General features: G+C 64.6%; 14 protein-coding genes. All 14 read right to left on the minus strand.

Annotated elements, in window-relative coordinates:
* Positions 1-71: 71 nt before the first annotated feature.
* The 14 genes from GUY40_RS01805 to GUY40_RS01870 all read right to left on the minus strand — a co-directional run bounded on the left by GUY40_RS01805 (position 72) and on the right by GUY40_RS01870 (position 16,423).
* On the minus strand, positions 72-1,112 hold the full coding sequence (locus GUY40_RS01805) for a Rieske 2Fe-2S domain-containing protein (RefSeq protein ID WP_166567225.1): 1,041 nt from the start codon (positions 1,110-1,112) through the stop codon (positions 72-74).
* A gap of 83 nt (positions 1,113-1,195) precedes the next feature.
* A complete protein-coding gene (locus GUY40_RS01810; RefSeq protein ID WP_166567226.1) occupies positions 1,196-2,050 on the minus strand; it encodes an SDR family NAD(P)-dependent oxidoreductase in 855 nt (284 codons plus the stop codon).
* Between the two features lie 95 nt (positions 2,051-2,145).
* A complete protein-coding gene (locus GUY40_RS01815) occupies positions 2,146-3,378 on the minus strand; it encodes a helix-turn-helix transcriptional regulator (RefSeq protein ID WP_256675625.1) in 1,233 nt (410 codons plus the stop codon).
* A gap of 116 nt (positions 3,379-3,494) precedes the next feature.
* The gene (locus GUY40_RS01820) at positions 3,495-5,915 is read right to left on the minus strand and encodes an RND family transporter (protein WP_166567227.1); all 2,421 of its coding nucleotides are present in this window, start codon (positions 5,913-5,915) and stop codon (positions 3,495-3,497) included.
* Positions 5,916-5,924: 9 nt separating this feature from the next.
* A complete protein-coding gene (locus GUY40_RS01825; protein ID WP_166567228.1) occupies positions 5,925-6,890 on the minus strand; it encodes a YCF48-related protein in 966 nt (321 codons plus the stop codon).
* A gap of 258 nt (positions 6,891-7,148) precedes the next feature.
* Positions 7,149-8,348, minus strand: a complete 1,200-nt coding sequence (locus tag GUY40_RS01830) for an acetyl-CoA C-acyltransferase (RefSeq protein WP_178117638.1) — start codon at positions 8,346-8,348, stop codon at positions 7,149-7,151.
* Positions 8,349-8,358: 10 nt separating this feature from the next.
* Positions 8,359-8,829 (minus strand): MaoC family dehydratase, encoded by a 471-nt coding sequence (locus tag GUY40_RS01835; protein ID WP_166567229.1) that lies wholly within the window; start codon positions 8,827-8,829, stop codon positions 8,359-8,361.
* A gap of 10 nt (positions 8,830-8,839) precedes the next feature.
* On the minus strand, positions 8,840-9,637 hold the full coding sequence (locus GUY40_RS01840; RefSeq protein ID WP_166567230.1) for an SDR family oxidoreductase: 798 nt from the start codon (positions 9,635-9,637) through the stop codon (positions 8,840-8,842).
* A gap of 2 nt (positions 9,638-9,639) precedes the next feature.
* On the minus strand, positions 9,640-10,818 hold the full coding sequence (locus GUY40_RS01845; RefSeq protein ID WP_166567231.1) for an acyl-CoA dehydrogenase family protein: 1,179 nt from the start codon (positions 10,816-10,818) through the stop codon (positions 9,640-9,642).
* Positions 10,819-10,824: 6 nt separating this feature from the next.
* Complete coding sequence (locus tag GUY40_RS01850) at positions 10,825-11,964, minus strand: acyl-CoA dehydrogenase family protein (RefSeq protein ID WP_166567232.1); 1,140 nt, start codon at positions 11,962-11,964, stop codon at positions 10,825-10,827.
* Positions 11,965-11,979: 15 nt separating this feature from the next.
* A complete protein-coding gene (locus GUY40_RS01855; RefSeq protein WP_166567233.1) occupies positions 11,980-12,864 on the minus strand; it encodes an SDR family oxidoreductase in 885 nt (294 codons plus the stop codon).
* Between the two features lie 168 nt (positions 12,865-13,032).
* Positions 13,033-14,184 (minus strand): acetyl-CoA C-acetyltransferase, encoded by a 1,152-nt coding sequence (locus GUY40_RS01860; protein WP_166567234.1) that lies wholly within the window; start codon positions 14,182-14,184, stop codon positions 13,033-13,035.
* A 3-nt stretch (positions 14,185-14,187) separates the two neighbouring features.
* Positions 14,188-15,246: an acyl-CoA dehydrogenase family protein gene (locus GUY40_RS01865; RefSeq protein ID WP_166567235.1), complete on the minus strand. Its 1,059-nt coding sequence runs from the start codon at positions 15,244-15,246 to the stop codon at positions 14,188-14,190.
* A gap of 10 nt (positions 15,247-15,256) precedes the next feature.
* Positions 15,257-16,423 (minus strand): acyl-CoA dehydrogenase family protein, encoded by a 1,167-nt coding sequence (locus tag GUY40_RS01870; protein WP_166567236.1) that lies wholly within the window; start codon positions 16,421-16,423, stop codon positions 15,257-15,259.
* Position 16,424: the final 1 nt, after the last annotated feature.

A 16,424-nucleotide genomic window follows, 5' to 3' on the forward strand; every position in this document is an offset into this window, starting at 1 on the left:
TCCCACAGGGTTTATGTCGTTCAATGCCTTAACTGACTGGCATTGAGGCAAGCCTTGGTTTGCCAGTCAGGTCAACGATGATCGGCAGTGATGATCTCCCGACGCTGCGCCCACTCCGCCGGCACCTGCGCCTCGTCCATGTAAAACTGGCTATACCAGTCGCGCAGCTGGTAGATCGGCCCATCGCCCTCGGCCAGCACCGGCGCCTCGACCCGGGTCTTGGTCTTCCAGATGTCGACGTCCTGGTAGAACGAAGTGCGGTTGTTTTGCACGTACTCCAGCGCCAGGGCGCGGTTTTGCTCTTCGCTCCAGCCCGGCACCTTCTTCACCAATACGCCAAAGCGCAATTCGAAGCTGTTGGGCGTGACCGGCACATGGCAGTTGAGCAGGATCGAGTGCACGGTCATGCCGTCGAACTCGGCGCGCATGCGTGTGAAGTGGGTGGCCGGGCCGTAGTAAGCGCTATCCGCCACCAGGTCACCGCCCAGGCGCTCCGAATCGCCGTGGAAAATCTGATGGCCAATATGGCCTTCGAATACGTTGGCGAAGTACTTCACCGGCGTGCCGTGCACCGGGCCGAAGTGCTGGGCATCGGCCAGGTTATCGACCAGCTCGCGCGGGTGGGTCTCGATCGTCAGCAGGTCGATGTGCCAGTCGCTGGACCACTCGTCGCTGTCGATTTCCGGCAGGTAAGGAATCTCGACCCCCTGCGCCGGTGGATTGCCTTCCGGGTTGTTCCAGATAAACAGCAGTTTGTTGACTTCGCAGGTCAGCCAACGGCGGGTCTTGGCCTTGGGTGGAATGCGCTTGCAGTAGGGGATCTCGCTGCAACGGCCGTTGGCCTCGTAGGCCCAGTGGTGGAAGGGGCAGACCACCCGGCCATTGACCAGCTCGCCTTGCGACAGGTCGGCGCCCATGTGCGGGCAATAGGCATCCAGCACGCTGATCTCGCCGGCCTGATTGGCGAAGCCGACCAGGCGACCGCCAAAGATATTCAGGGTGTGCAGCTTGCCATCGCGAAAGCTGTCAGCCTCGCCCAGGCAGTGCCAGCCGCGGGCGTAGCGATAGTCCGCGGTCTCGGCGACCGGCTTGATATCGATCAGTTGGGTCATCTCAAGGTCCTCATTCTCATTCTTGTCGGTGGGCCAAAGACCACATCGTTGTCAGGGAATGATCGCCAAGCCCGCTGGCGTGCTCATCCTTCAAGTGGACTAGGTTCGCGCCAATCGGCCACGATCCGTTGCTCCAGGGCGAAGGGCTGGACGTTGATGGTGCGGCGCTGATGCTTGCCTTCCCGGTCTTCAAGCGCCAGCCAGCGCATCACCTGGGCCGGCACGCTGGGCGGGGCCGAGCCGTTGCGCAGGGCGATCACGCCTTGTTCGCCAATGGTCGCCTGCAAGGCTTCGGTGCGAACCACCCCAGGGTTGATCGTGTAGGCCCGCAGCCCGGCACCGCCCAGCTCGACGGCCAGCACACCCGAGAGGCGCGAGACCATGGCCTTGCCGGCCCCATAGGCATACCCCCAGCCGCCTTGCCCGGCGGGCACCGGCGGGTTGCTCTCGCCCGCCCCGGAGGTGACGTTGATGATCACCCCATCGCCGCGCTCGAGCATGTGCCGCGCCAGCGCCTGGCAGAGCAGCACCGGGGCCAGCAAGTAGGCGCGGTAGATGCGCTCGAGGGTGTCGGCGGTCAGCTGCAACAACGGCAGATTCAGGTCGCTGCCCTGGTAGATCGCATTGTTGACCAGTACATCGACCCGCCCGGCCTCGCGCAGCACCTGCTCGGCAGCGGCAGTGACCGAGGTGGCATCGAGCAAGTCCATGGGAATGATCCAGGCCCGGCGACCGAGGGCTTCGATGGCGGCTGCGGTGCCGCGCAGACTGCCCGCCAGCGGGGCGCCATCGGCGTGGCTCAGGGCGTGGGCATGACGCTCGCCTTCTTCCAGGGTGCGGGCGCTGATGGCCACATCGAAGCCCTGGCGGGCGAATTCCAGCGCCGTTTCGCGGCCAATGCCACGGCTGGCGCCGGTAATGAAAGCTACCTTGTTCATTGACGATCTCCTGGGGTCCGGTCACCAGCATGGCGCCGGACCGCGGGGACTAGCATCGTCAATTCAGACCAGAAGGGCTGGGCGCAACACCGATTCTACCGAACGCGCTTGAGCTCCGGCCGTGGTGCGGCTTCGGCCGGGCGCTGCAACGGCGTCATGCCATTGGCCCCCAGACTCACCACGCTGTTGAGCATCACCCGCACCAGCTCGGCCTGGCGTCGTACCCCGGTCTTGGAGAAGATCGCGCGCAGGTGCGCCCGCGCGGTGTTGCGCATGATTCCCAGCTCTTCCGCCGCCTCTTCCAGCGACAGGCCGTTGGCCAACTCGAGCGCCAGTGCGGTTTCCGCCGGGGTGAAGTTGAACAGTTGCTTGGCGACGCCGTTGTTGGCCTGGGACTTGCCCACCGCATCGCGCACATACACCACCACCCGCGGCTGGCCCTTGCCCTCGCCCCAGCCTTGCGCCGGAATGGCTTCCACCACTACCCCAAGGTTGACCTCGCCCGACGGCCGGGAAATCGACAGCACTTCGCGCGAATCCCGCGCTCCCTGTTGGTGGGCCTGGTCGAAGGCACCATGCAGCAGTTTGTGCAGTTCGCGGTTGTCGCTGGGATAAGTGGCTTCCAGCCGGCCACCGACCAGTTTCAACCCGTCGGCCTGGTCCAGCAGGCTGCGGGCCACGTCATTGAGTTGCAGCACGAAACCGGACTCGTCCAGCACGATGGAGGCCAGCGACAGCCGGTTGATCGCCTGTGCATACAGCTCACCCAGCGACTCGCTGCGGCCCAGCAGGTTGTGCACGTGCAGACTCTGGCGCAGGTGCGGAATCAGCAGGGCGCAGAGCGCGCGGTCTGCGCTGTCAAAACTCGCCCCCTCGCTGGATCGGGTGATGCGCAGGCGCAACACGCCTTCATCAACGGTGGAAACGTTCACGCCCATGATGTGGCGCACGTCGTAGCTACGGCAGCAATCGAGGAAGTAGCTGCACGAGACCCACTGTTCGTCGGTCATCACGTCTTGCTCGGTGAACACGGTGTCAACCGGTTGGCGCGCGAACGGCGTGATGGAGTGACGGTAAGTCAGGTAGGTCACCTGGCCATGGGCCTCGAAATTGCCGACCACCATCATCAGGCCGATATCCTCGACGCCGGGAATGCGCAGGATCAGGGTCACGTAGTTGGCATCGAATTGTACGCGCAAGGCTTCCAGCGCCACGCTCAGCGCCTGGTTCTCCAGGCCACCTTCATGAATCGCGCGAACCAGCCGGTCATAGTCGAACATCGAGATTTGCGGTTGTACCACAGGCGCCACCAAAGACATCGAACGCATGACGTGAACCTCATTGGCCGATCACCTCGCGCGTGCGGGTGTCGGCATTATTGTTTTTGTTCATGGACTCGGCTCGCTGCCCGGTCCAGGCAGTAAGCCACTCTAACCACAGCGTCCTACTTCAACAAGCGGCCCGACACGGCGCCCGTCCGATGACCCGCTGCTGCAGTCGCCTGGCTTGCAGGTTCCACCGCCACCAGCGCCCGCGAGCGGTGGAACCAGGCCGCCAGCCCAGGCAGCAGGAAGATCGCGCCGAACACGTTCACCAGGAACATGAATGCCAGCAGGATGCCCATGTCGGCCTGGAACTTGAGCGGTGCAAACGCCCAGGTGCCCACGCCGATGGACATGGTGAAGGCGGTGAACAAGGCGGCGGTGCCGCGTTGGCACATGGCCTCGTAGAAGGCGTTGCGCAGGTCCTTGCCGCTGGCCAGTTCATGCTGCATGCGCTCATACAGGTAGATGCCGTAGTCCACCCCCACACCGACCCCCAAGGCCAGGACCGGCAGCGTCGCGACTTTCAGGCCAATGTCCAGGGTCGCCATCATGGCGTTGCACAAGGTGGCGACAATCGCCAGTGGCGTGATGATGCACAGCACCGCGCGCAAGGAGCGGAAGGTCAGCCAGCAGAACAGCGCCACCGAACCGAGCAACGCGGCGTGCATCTGTACCTCGGCCCGCTTGACCGCCTCGTTCGAGGCCGCCATGACCCCGACGTTGCCACCGGCCAGGTGGAACTGCACCTTCGGCTGCTCGATGGCCGCAATAATGCGCTCAAGCCCGGCGACCACCTGGGCCACCGTGGCGCCATCGTGGTTGTTGAGAAACACCAGAATCTGCATGGTGCCGCAACCGTCGACCACCAGCCCATGAGAACTGGTGTAGGCCTGGGAACCTGGCTGCAGGCCGCGCTCGGAACCGGGGATGGCGGCCCAGCGCGGGTTGCCTTCGTTGTTGCCGGAGATGGTCACCTTGCCCATGCTCGCCACGCTCTGCACCGACTGCACACCCGGCAGGCTGCGGGCCTTGAAGTCGAGCTCTTCGATGGCGCGCATGACGTCCGGGTCCAGGCAGGCTTCCTTGACCTGGGGGGCTTGCATGTAGACCGCCAGCACGTCCAGGCCGATGGAATAACGGTCAATGATGTTGGCGTTGTCGCGGTTGTAGCGCGAGTCGCTGCGCAGCTCCGGTGCCCCGGTGCCGACATCGCCTACCACCAGCTCGCGGCTTGTCAGCGTGCCACCGACCAGCAACGCCAGGCTGATGGCAAACACCAGCAATGCAGGCTTGGGCTCGGCCACCACCGACAGCCGCCACCACAGCCGATGCTTGTGGCCGGGGGCGATGTAGTTGGTGTGTGCCGAGCCAGGCTCAAGGGTCAGGTGCGAGATGATGATCGGCAGCATCATCTTGTTGGTGACGATCATCAGCATCACGCCGATGCAGGCGGTGACCCCCAGCTCATGGACGATGGGAATGTCGATCAGCATGATCACACCAAAGCCCAGGGCATTCATCAGCAAGGCCAGGGCGCCGGGAATGAAGATCTTGCAGAACGCCGAGCGCGCCGCCTGCACCGAATCGCTGCCGGCCAGCACATCCTGTTTCCAGGCGTTGGTCATCTGCACGGCATGGGACACGCCGATGGAAAAAATCAGGAACGGCACCAGGATCGACATCGGGTCGATACCCAGCCCCATCAGCGGCAGCAAGCCCAGCAGCCAGACCACCGGCAGCATCGCCACCACCAGCGAGACCACGGTCAGCTTGATCGAACGGCAGTACAGCCAGAGCAGGGCCGCGGTAATAAAGAACGCCATGATAAAGAAGCCGACCACCACGAACAGGCCATCGACCACATCGCCGACCAGCTTGGAGAAGCCGACGATATTCAGCTCGATATCGGCGTTGTCATACTTGGCCCGGATCGCTTCCAGCTGCGCGGCGATCTTGACGTAAGAGACCCGCTCACCAGTCTCCGGGTTGAACTCCTGCAAGTCGGCCCGAACCATCGCGGCGCTGAAGTCGTTGGCCACCAGCGCGCCAATCTGCCCGGAACGCGCGGTGTTGCTGCGCACCTGTTCCAGGTCCTTGGGCGTACCGCTGAAATGCGGTGGCACCACCACGTCGCCGAAGTAACCGTCTTCGGTGATCTCGATGTAGCGCACGTCGGGGGTGAACAGCGAGCGCACGCTGGCGCGGCGCACACCGGGGATGAAAAACACGTCGTCGGTGACGTTCTTCAGTGTTTGCAGGAAGGCCTTGTTGTAGATATCGCCCTCACCTTTCCAGCGCACGCTGACCAGCACGCTGTTGGCCCCGGAGAAAATCTCGCTGTAGCGCAAGAAGCTCTGCATGTAGGGGTGAGTGATGGGTATCTGCTTGTTGAAGCCTGGGTCCAGGCGCAGATGCGTTGCGCTGTAGCCCAGCGCTGCGGTGATCAGCAGGAACACCAGCATCAGTGCCTTGCGCCATGCCAGCAGGCGGTCGGCACAGCCGTGCACCCAGCGATTGACCCGATTGTCGCGCTTGCTCATGTTCACCTCTTACTTGCTCGCCGCCGTGAGAAGGCCACTGCGCTGCTGCAACAGGCCACGCTGGCCCGCCACGATCAATGTGCCGTCCGCCAATGTGACCGCCGATGTCAGCGTACCCAGGCCCTTGATGAAACCGCTCTGGCCCAGGCTTCCCTGGCCGTCCAGGCGCACGAAGGCGCCGCCGGTGCCGACAATCACCACCCCGGCGCCCTGGGCAGCCTTGGCATGGCCATACAGCGGAAATTCGTGTTTCAACTCGACCTGCACCCAGTTGCGACCGTCGTCGTGGCTGACGAACACATGCCCGCGCATACCATAGGCGACCCAGTTGTGCTCGCTGAGCAGGGCGACGCCGAACAGCGAACCGTTGTAGAACGGCTCGACCGCGCTCCAGTGCTGGCCATGGTCGTCGCTGCGCAGCACCAGCCCGGCCTCGCCGACCAGCACCTGACGGCCATCGGCGCTGCCATCCAGGCTGTTCAGGTGCTGGCCGGAGATGGGCAGCGCCTGGGCAGTCCAGGTCTGGCCGGCATCGCTGGAGAGGAAGAATTTGCCGAAGCTGCCGAAGGCGTAGGCATGTTTGCCATCGCTCCAGACACCCAGCAGTGGCTCGCCCTGGGCGGTGTCGAGCATGACCTGCTGCCAGTGAGCGCCGCCATCGTGGCTGCGCAGGATCAGGCTGTCATGGCCGACGGCCAGAAGCGTGCTGGCATCCAGGGCGGCGACGTCAGTGAGTGTTACCCGGCTGTCGCTGTTTTGCAGCTGCCAGGTCTTGCCCTCATCCGCACTTTTGACGATCAGCCCGCGCTCGCCCACTGCGACCAGTTGCGAACCAACCCGAATCAATTTGTTGATCTGCACCCGCCCGAGGTCCAGGGCCAGGCCCTGCTGGTCACGTGAATCACGGGGAGAAAAGGCGAAGAGCACCAGTGCGGCCACGACAAGACAAAAGGCATAGCTGATCAGCTTGCTCATGGGCAACCCGTCCTCTAATGATTGTTGTTATGAGTGGGCAGCCAGGCCGTCGGGCCGCTGCCTTGAGCCGATACTCGGCTTGAATGGGGGGGAGAGCATCGTCCGAATGGCTTACTTGGAGGGGGAATGTCTGAGATCGCTGGGGGCCGCTGCGCGGCCCATCGCGGCCGGGTCCGCTCCTACATACACCGCGTGATCAATGTAGGAGCGGACCCGGCCGCGATCGCCTGCGAAGCAGGCGCAGGATCTAACGGCCAATCACAACTCAAACAACCCCGCCGCCCCCATCCCGCCGCCGATGCACATGGAAATCACCACATACCGCGCCCCACGCCGACGCCCTTCCAGCAACGCATGCCCCACCATCCGCGCACCGCTCATGCCGAACGGGTGGCCGATGGCGATGGCGCCGCCGTTGACGTTCAGGCGCTCATTGTCGATGCCCAAGGTGTCGCGGCAATGCAGGACCTGGCAGGCGAAGGCTTCGTTGATTTCCCACAGATCAATGTCCGACACCCGCAGCTTGAAGCGCTCCAGCAGCTTGGGCACCGCCAGCACCGGGCCGATGCCCATTTCTTCCGGACCACAGCCGGCCACGGCGATGCCGCGGTAGGTGCCCAGCGGCGTCAGCCCACGGCGGCGGGCCTCGGCGGCGCTCATCAGCAGGCAGGCTGCCGCGCCGTCGGAAAACTGCGAGGCGTTACCCGCCGTGATGAACTCGCCCTGCTCCACCCATTGGCCATCCTTCCAGGCCGGCTTGAGGCTTTGCAGCCCTCCCAGCGTGGTGCTGGCGCGGTTGCACTCGTCACGGTCGGCAGTCACCTGCTTGTGCCCGGCCGGGTTGCCCTCGGTGTCAAACAGCAACTGCTGCACGGCCAGCGGCACGATCTCTTCGGCAAAAAGCCCGGCCTGCTGGGCGGCGGCGGTACGCCGCTGGCTTTGCAGGGCATATTCGTCCTGGGCCAGACGGCTGATGCCATAGCGACGCGAGACGATTTCGGCGGTTTCCAGCATCGGGATATAAGCGCTCGGCATCCGCTCCAGCACCGCCTGCGACCGCGCACGGTAGGCGTTCTTGTATTTGTTCTGGGTCAGCGACAGCGACTCGACACCGCCGGCCACGGCAATCTCCAGGTCGCCGGTGATGATGCCCTTGGCGGCGTGGCCGATGGCGATCAGGCCAGAGGCGCACATGCGGTCCACGGCCATGCCCGGCACGCTGGTGGGTAAACCTGCGGTGTAGGCGCTGAGGCGGCCGATGTTGTAGCCCTGGGTGCCCTGCTGCACGGACGCGCCCATGATCACATCACCCACCTCGCTGGGGTCTATGCCGGCGCGTTCGACCACGCTGCGCACCACATGGCCGCCCAGCACCGGCGCTTCGGTATCGTTGAACGAGCCCCGGAAGGATTTGGTCAGCGCAGTGCGCGCAGTGGAGACAATGACAGCTTCTTGCATGGGAATATCCTCAAGTCTCGGGGTTGAAGGTGTAACGGCTGATGGTGTCGACCACACAGCCCGGGCGCTGGGCGCCTTCGATCTCGATGCTGACCCGCACGACGACTTGCAGGGCGCCATTGGCCTGAGGTTCGACCGCGGTGATTTCACCGACCCCGCGCACCCGCGCGCCGACCGGCACCGGCGCCGGGAAACGAACCCGGTCGCAGCCGTAATTGACGCCCATCAGCAGGTTGTCGACGCGCATCAGTTGCGGCAGGAAGTAGTTGACCAGCGCCAGGGTCAGGTAACCGTGGGCGATGCAGCCGCCGAACGGCCCTTCGGCGGCGCGAGCCGGGTCGACGTGAATCCACTGGTGATCGCCGGTGGCCTCGGCAAACAGATCGACGCGGGCCTGCTCGATCGGCAGCCAGTCGGTGGCGCCGAGGCTCAGGCCACACGCGCCAAGCAGCTGTGCGGGGCGGGAAAAAATCTTGGTCATGGCACTGCCCTCATGCCTGTTGAGAACTGACCGGCAGAATTTCGCCGGTCATATAGGAGGCGTAGTCACTGGCCAGGAAGATCATCACGTTGGCGACTTCCCAGGCTTCGGCGGCGCGGCCAAACGCTTCCTTGGCCTCCAGTTGTTCGAGCAACGCCTCCGGCGCCGACTTGCGCAGCATCGGGTGCAGCACCAGCGACGGTGCCACGGCATTGATGCGCACATTGATTTCGGCCGCTTCCAGCGCACTGCAACGGGTCAGCGCCATGACCCCGGCCTTGGCGGCGGCGTAATGGGCCTGCTCCTTCTGCGCCCGCCAGCCCAGCACCGAGGCGTTGTTGACAATGGCCCCGCCCTTGCCGCGCGCCTTCATCACCCGCAGCATGTGCCGGGTCATGCGCATGGTGCCGGTCAGGGTCACGTCGATGACCTTGTGCCATTCGGCATCCTGCATGTCGATCAGCGCACAGCTGGTGCCCAGGCCTGCGTTGTTGATCAGCACATCGACGCCTTGCAGGCGGTCTTCGGCAAAGTCGATCAGCGCTTGCACCTGCTCTTCTTCGGCAACGTTGCAGACCTGCCCCCACACCGCGGCGAGCCCGGTTTCGGCCTTGAGCGCTTCGACCGAGGCTTGCAGCCGGCCTTCATGAATGTCGCTGATGACAATGGCGCGACAGCCTTCTTCAATGGCCTTTTTTGCAGCGGCAACACCAATGCCGGCACCGGCGGCAGCGGTGATCAACACCGACTTGCCAACCAGCAGGCCATGGCCAGGAACGTATTCGGGGCGTTTCAGATCAATACTCATGATTAGCGGCCTTTGGATTGCTTGGGCATGCCGAGCCCGCGCTCGGCAATGAGGTTGCGTTGGATCTGGTTGCTGCCGCCGTACAGGGTGTCGGCGCGCGTGAAGAGGAACAGCGACTGCAGGCGCGTGAGTTGATACGGCGCGGCTTCCAGCAGTTCGGCTTCGGGGCCGAGCACGTCCATGGCCAATGCGCCCAAATGGCGGTGCCAGCTGGCCCAGTGCAGCTTGTAGACCAGTGCCGCCGGGTCATCGCCGGCCTTGGCCGAGAGCATGCGCAGGGCGTTGTAGCGCATCAGCCGCAAGCCGGTATGGGCCTCGGCCAGGCGCTGGCGCAAGGCTGGGTCCTGCGCCGCGCCGTTGGCCCTGGCGATGCGCACGATCTCGTCCAGCTCGTTCTGGAACGCCATCTGCTGACCGAGGGTCGAGACACCGCGCTCAAACCCCAGCAAGGCCATGGCGATTTTCCAGCCATCGCCGGACAGGCCAATCAGGTCCGTGGCCTTGGCATCGTCGAAAAACACCTCGTTGAACTCCGAAGTGCCGGTCATTTGTTCGATGGGCTGCACCGTCACGCCGGGCTGCTGCATCGGCACCAGGAAAAACCCCAGGCCTTTGTGCGCCACGGAACCGGCTTCGCAGCGCGCCAGCACAAAGCACCAATGCGCTTCATGGGCCAGGGAGGTCCAGACCTTCTGGCCCTTGATCGTCCACTGACCAGTGGCCGGGTCAAGGTGGGCGCGGGTCTTGACGTTCGCCAGGTCCGAACCTGCCCCCGGTTCCGAGTAGCCCTGGCACCAGAGTTCGGTGCCATTGATGATCCCCGGCAAATAACGCTGGCGCTGTTGCTCGGTGCCGAAGGCGGCGATGGTCGGGCCCGCCAGGCCTTCGCCAATATGACCGACACGGCCCGGCGCACCGGCGCGGGCATATTCTTCAAAGAAAATCACTTGCTGGGCGATGCTCGCCCCGCGCCCGCCGTGCTCGCGCGGCCAGCCGACGCAGGTCCAGCCGCCCTCGGCGAGCTTGTGTTCCCACTGGCGGCGTTCGGCGGCAAAACTGTGTTCATCGCCCGGCCCGCCGCGAAACCGCAGGGCGGCGAATTCACCGCTGAGGTTGGCCTGCAGCCAATCGGCGACTTCCTTGCGAAAGGCTTCATCTTCAGTGCTGAAAGTCAGTTTCATGGCCGTTCAATCCAACAGAAGTCGAGCAATCAGTTCACGTTGCTGTGCACCGTTGCCCAGATAGAGTTCACTGGCCTTGGCGCGCTTGAAGTACAGGTGCACGTCGTATTCCCAGGTAAAGCCGACGCCGCCGTGCAACTGGATGGCGCTGCCGGCGTTGAAGAACGCCGCATCGCTGGCGGTGGCCTTGGCCATGGCGGCGGCCTCTTCCAGCTCGGGCGTGGCTTGCTCGGCGACACAGGCGGCGTAATACACCGCTGCGTGGGTCAGCTCGCACTTGAGTAGCATGTCGGCGGCCTTGTGCTTGAGGGCTTGAAAACCGGCCAGCGGACGCGCGAACTGTTCGCGCTGTTGCAGGTAGTCAACGCTCATGTCCAATGTGCGGCGGGCCACACCCAACTGCTCGGCGGCCAGCGCCACCTTGGCCAGGGCGATTACCTGTTGCAACTGCGGCCAGGCGTCGCCTTCGCTGCCAAGACGCTGGCTGGCCGGAACGATCACCTGATGAAGATGGATTTCACCCTGGCGGCGAGTCTGGTCCATGCCAGGCAGCCAGCGACGCTCGATACCCGGATGGTCAGCGTCGAGGGCAAACAACGAGACGCCCAGTTCGCCACGGGCCGCGATCAGCAGCAGGTCAGCGTTATGGCCGTCGATCACATAGCGCAGGCAACCCTCGAGTTGGTAACCCTCGGCCACGGGCCGGCAGGTGGCACCGATGGATTCGATGCCCCACTGCCCGCCATTGCGCGCGGCCTGCGGCCCGGTGTAAGCCAGGGTCGCGGTCAGTTCGCCGGCGGCAATCGCTGGCAGATAACGCTGCTTTTGCGGTTCATCCGCTGCCAGCAACAGGGTCGGCACCGCCAGGCAGACGGTGGCGAAAAACGGCGAGCACGCCAGCGTGCGGCCCATCTGCTCCAGCACAATCGCCAGCTCCACATAGCCCAGCCCCAGGCCTCCATAGGCTTCTGGAATGCTGATGGCCTGACAGCCCAGTTCCTGGCACAAGCGCTGCCATACCGTGCGGTCATACCCCAACTCGCTGGCCATGGCCTCGCGTACCGCTGTCGACGACGACACTTCACTGAAGAAGGCCGCCGCGCTGTCACGGATAAGGTGCTGCTCATCACTGAAGCGAAATTCCATGCTCAGTTCCCCGACTCAGGTGCCGTAAACCTTCTGCGCCGCCACTTCAGTGGCCAGCAGTGACTGGATCGCTTCGCCGACTTCGGCCGGTGCCCAGCGCGCGCCCTTGTCGACACCCGCCGTGCTGCGCCAGCCATCGGCAATCGAGATGCGCCCGCCTTCGGCCTCGAACACCCGGCCCGTAATGCCGGACGCGGCGCTGGAGGCCAGCCAGGCCAGCAACGACGAGACGTTCTCCGGTGCCCAGTAATCGAACCGGTCACCCTCAGGCTTGGCCATGCGCGTGGCCATCGATTCGACCGCTGTCGTCATGCCGGTGCGCGCCGCGGGTGCCACCGCGTTGGCGGTGATGCCGTAGCGTTGCAGTTCGGCGGCCTGGTTCAGGGTCAGGGCGGCGATGCCGGCCTTGGCGGCGGCATAGTTGGACTGGCCGATAGAGCCTTGCAGCCCGGCGCCGGAGGTGGTGTTGAGAATCCGCGCATCCACCGCTTGCCCGGCCTTGGCCTGATCGCGCCAGTAATGCACAGCGTGGGAGCTGATGCAGAAGTGCCCCTTCAGGTGCACCGCCATGATCGCGTCCCAGTCGGCCTCGGTCATCGAGGCGAACATGCGGTCGCGGTTGATCCCGGCGTTGTTGAGCACCCCGTGCAGCGCACCCCAGGTGTCGAGGGCCTGGCGCACGGCCAGGCCGCTGTCGGCGTAATCGGTGATGTTGCTGGTGTTCACCGCCGCCTGCCCGCCGGCTGAAATGATCTGATCGACCACCGTTTCGGCGGCCTCACGGTTGATGTCATTGACCAGCACGCAGGCGCCTTCAGCGGCGAACACCCGCGCGTGGGCCGCGCCCAGCCCGCCACCGGCGCCGGTGATGATGAATACCCGTTTATCGAGAATGCCCATGATTGCTCCTGATAAATAATTGGTGCCCCACCACCCTGTGGGAGCGGATTTATCCGCGAATGCGGACAACGCGCAACGCCTGAAAAACCGCGGTGTATCTATTCGCGGATAAATCCGCTCCCACATGAATTTCCCACATGGATTACGGCGGTCCATTCCTTAACGGCGTCAGAGCCGTTCGATGATCGTGACGTTGGCCTGCCCGCCGCCTTCGCACATGGTTTGCAAGCCATAGCGGCCACCGCTGTGCTCCAGCTCGTGCAGCAAGGTGGTCATCAACCGCACGCCGGTCGCCCCCAGCGGGTGGCCAAGGGCAATGGCGCCGCCGTTGACGTTGGTGCGCGCCGGGTCGTAATCGAGCTCCTGCTGCCAGGCCATGACCACCGAAGCGAAGGCTTCGTTTATTTCCACCCGGTCGATATCGGCCAGGCGCATGCCGGCTTTTTTCAAGGCGGCGCGGGTGGCCGGTATCGGTGCGGTGAGGTGCCAGATCGGGTCGTCGGCCAGCACGCTCAAGTGGTGAATGCGCGCCCGTGGCGTCAGGCCGTAACGCTTTAACGCCGCTTCCGAGACCACCAGCATGGCCGCCGAAGCGTCACAGGTAGAGCTGGAAACAGCGGCCGTGATCGATGGATACGCTGGGTCGACCGGCTCCAGGCTGGCCATTTTTTCCAGGCTGCTCTGGCGCGGCGTTTCATCGAACGACAAACCTGCCAAAGGCACAATCTCGCGCTCGAAACGCCCTGCTGCCATGGCCCGCAGTGCCCGCTCATGGCTTTGCAGCGCATAAGCTTCCATGGCCTCGCGGCTGATGTTCCAGTGCTCGGCAATGCGCTGGGCGGCATAGAACTGGTTGACCGGCTGGTTGCCAAAACGCGCCTGCCAGCCGCGGCTGCCGCTGAACGGGTCGGGAAAGCCCAGTGGCTGGCCCGCCAGCATGGCTGAGGCAATCGGGATCCGGGTCATGGTCTGGACGCCGCCGACGGCGATCACATCCTGGGTCCCGCTCATCACCGCCTGGGCGGCGAAGTGCAGGGCCTGCTGGGACGATCCGCACTGGCGATCGACGGTGGTGCCGGGCACATTCAGCGCCAGCCCGGCCGCCAGCCAGCTGCTCCGGGCAATGTCACCGGCCTGGGCGCCAATGGTGTCGACGCAACCGAAAATCACATCGTCATAGTCTTCGGACGGGATGCCGTTGCGCTCCACCAGCGCCTTGAGCACGTGGGCGCCCAGGTCAATGGCGTGGACATCGGCCAAGGCGCCCTTGCGCTTGCCGGTCGGGCTGCGCAGGGCATCGACGATATAGGCTTGTGGCATCGTTCAGTCCTCGAAGGTGTAAGACGGACCGATGGCCGCGTCGTCTGCAAGGATGGCGCTGGCCACCCTCGATTTGTGCAACGCGCGGTCGCCCCAGGACGAATCCAGCGCCCAGGCGCGCTTCATGAACATCTGCAAGTCGACTTCCCAGGTGTACCCCATGGCGCCGTGCACCTGGATGCCATGACGCGCCGCCAGCCAGGCCGCTTCGCAACACGCGAGCTTGGCGTGGGAGACGTGCAGGTCCCGGCTGGCTTCGCCTTTGGCCAGGGCATGGGCGGCGCGGTACAGCACCGGCTTGGCGAATTCGATGCGGCTGGCGACGTCGGCCAGTTGGTGCTTGATGGCCTGGAAGCTGCCGATGGCCTTGCCGAACTGCTTGCGCTGCACGGCGTAGTCAATCGACAGGTCCAGCATGCGCTGGGCCAGGCCCAGGCATTGCCCGGCCACGGCCAGGGCGCCACGGTTCAAGGTATCGGCCCACAACGCCTGGCCGACCTTGCCGTCGACCAGCAAGGTGCTGGCGTCCGGGTGCCAGTGCACCCGGCTCAAGCGCCGCGAGCTGTCGATGCTGGCGTTGCGTTCGGTGCCCAGCGCATGGCCCGGCACGGCGTGTACCGCGCCCTCGTGTTCAAGCAGCACCAGGTCGGCCAGGTGCACATCGGCGACCATCGGGTTGACCGGATGCCCCACCGCAATCCGCACATCACCCTCGGCGATGCGCGCCAGCAGCACTTCGCGTTGTGGCGTGCCTTCCGGCAGGCTGCTCAGCAGACCGGTGGCGACATAGGCGGTGTCGGCCATGGAGTCGGGAATCGCGTAGTAACCCAGCTCCTGGGTCAGTTGCGACCAGGCAATGTCGTCCATGCCCAGCCCGCCCTGTTGTTCGGGGACCGAGAGCGCCGTCAGCCCTTGCTCGGCGATCTTGCGCCGCAGTTCGGGGGAGCGGCCCTGTTCGGTTTCCCAGAGGTCGCGGAGCAGTTCCGGCGGCGCTTCGGTCATCAGAAAACGGCTGATGGCCTCGCGAAAGGCGAGTTGATCGTCGGTAAAGGTAAAGTCCATGATCGCCCCCTCAATCTCTGGGCAGGCCGAGCATCCGCTCGGCAATGATGTTGCGCTGGATTTCGTTGGTGCCGGCGTAGATGGGCCCGGCCTGGGCAAACAGGAAACCCTCCAGCCACTGGCCGTGCTCGACCGCCTCGGGGGCGTTGCCGCGCAGCTCGCCACGGGCACCGAGAATGCGCATGGCGGTCTCGTGCATCTTCAGATCCAGCTCCGACCAGACCACCTTGTTGATGCTGGCCTCGGCACCGATCTTGTTGCCTTTGTTGATCAGTCCGACCGTGTGGTACGCCGAGCAGGCATACGCCTGGGCGCCCATCCAGCTTTCGATCACGGCATCACGCAGGCCCGGGTCCTGACGGGCCACGTCGGGGTTGGCCTTGTACAGCGCCACCAGGCGGCGGGCGGTCTGTTGGAAGCGGGCCGGCGAGCGCAGCAGCAGGCCGCGCTCAAAGCCGGCGGTGGCCATCGCCACATGCCAGCCCTGGCCTTCGTCGCCAATACGGTTGCTGACCGGCACGCGCACATCGTCGAAAAACACTTCGGCAAACGCATCCTTGCCGTTCAGCGCCTTGATCGGCCGCACCGTCACGCCGGGGGTGTCCAGCGGCACCATCAGGTAGCTCAAGCCGTGGTGACGACTGCTCTCGGGGTCGCTGCGAAACAGGCCGAATACCCAGTCGGCGAAGCTGGCGCGGGTCGACCAGGTTTTCTGGCCATTGATGACGTACTCGTCACCCTCGCGAACCGCCTTGCTGCGGATCGCCGCCATGTCGGAACCGGCGCCCGGCTCCGACCAGCCCTGGGCCCACATGTCTTCACTGGAAGCGATGCGCGGCAGGAAGTGGCGCTTCTGCTCCTCGGTGCCGAACTCCATCAGGGTCGAGCCGAGCAGCAATTGGCCGTTCTGATTGACCCGCATCGGCGCACCGGCGGCGTAGTACTCCTCTTCGAAGATCAGCCACTCGATCAGGTCGCAGCCGCGACCGCCCAAGTGATCAGGCCACATGACCATGGACAGGCGGCTGTCATACAGCTTGCCTTCCCAGGCGCGGTGCTGCTCGAAGCCTTCGCGGGTGTCATAGCTGGCCAGCGGCCGGGTCGGCGCATTGGCCTTGAGCCAGTCGCGCACGTGGGCGCGGAAGGCCTTCTGTTTGTCGGTGTAGGTCAATTGCATG

This window comes from Pseudomonas sp. R5(2019) (assembly GCF_009905435.1).
Lineage (GTDB): Bacteria > Pseudomonadota > Gammaproteobacteria > Pseudomonadales > Pseudomonadaceae > Aquipseudomonas.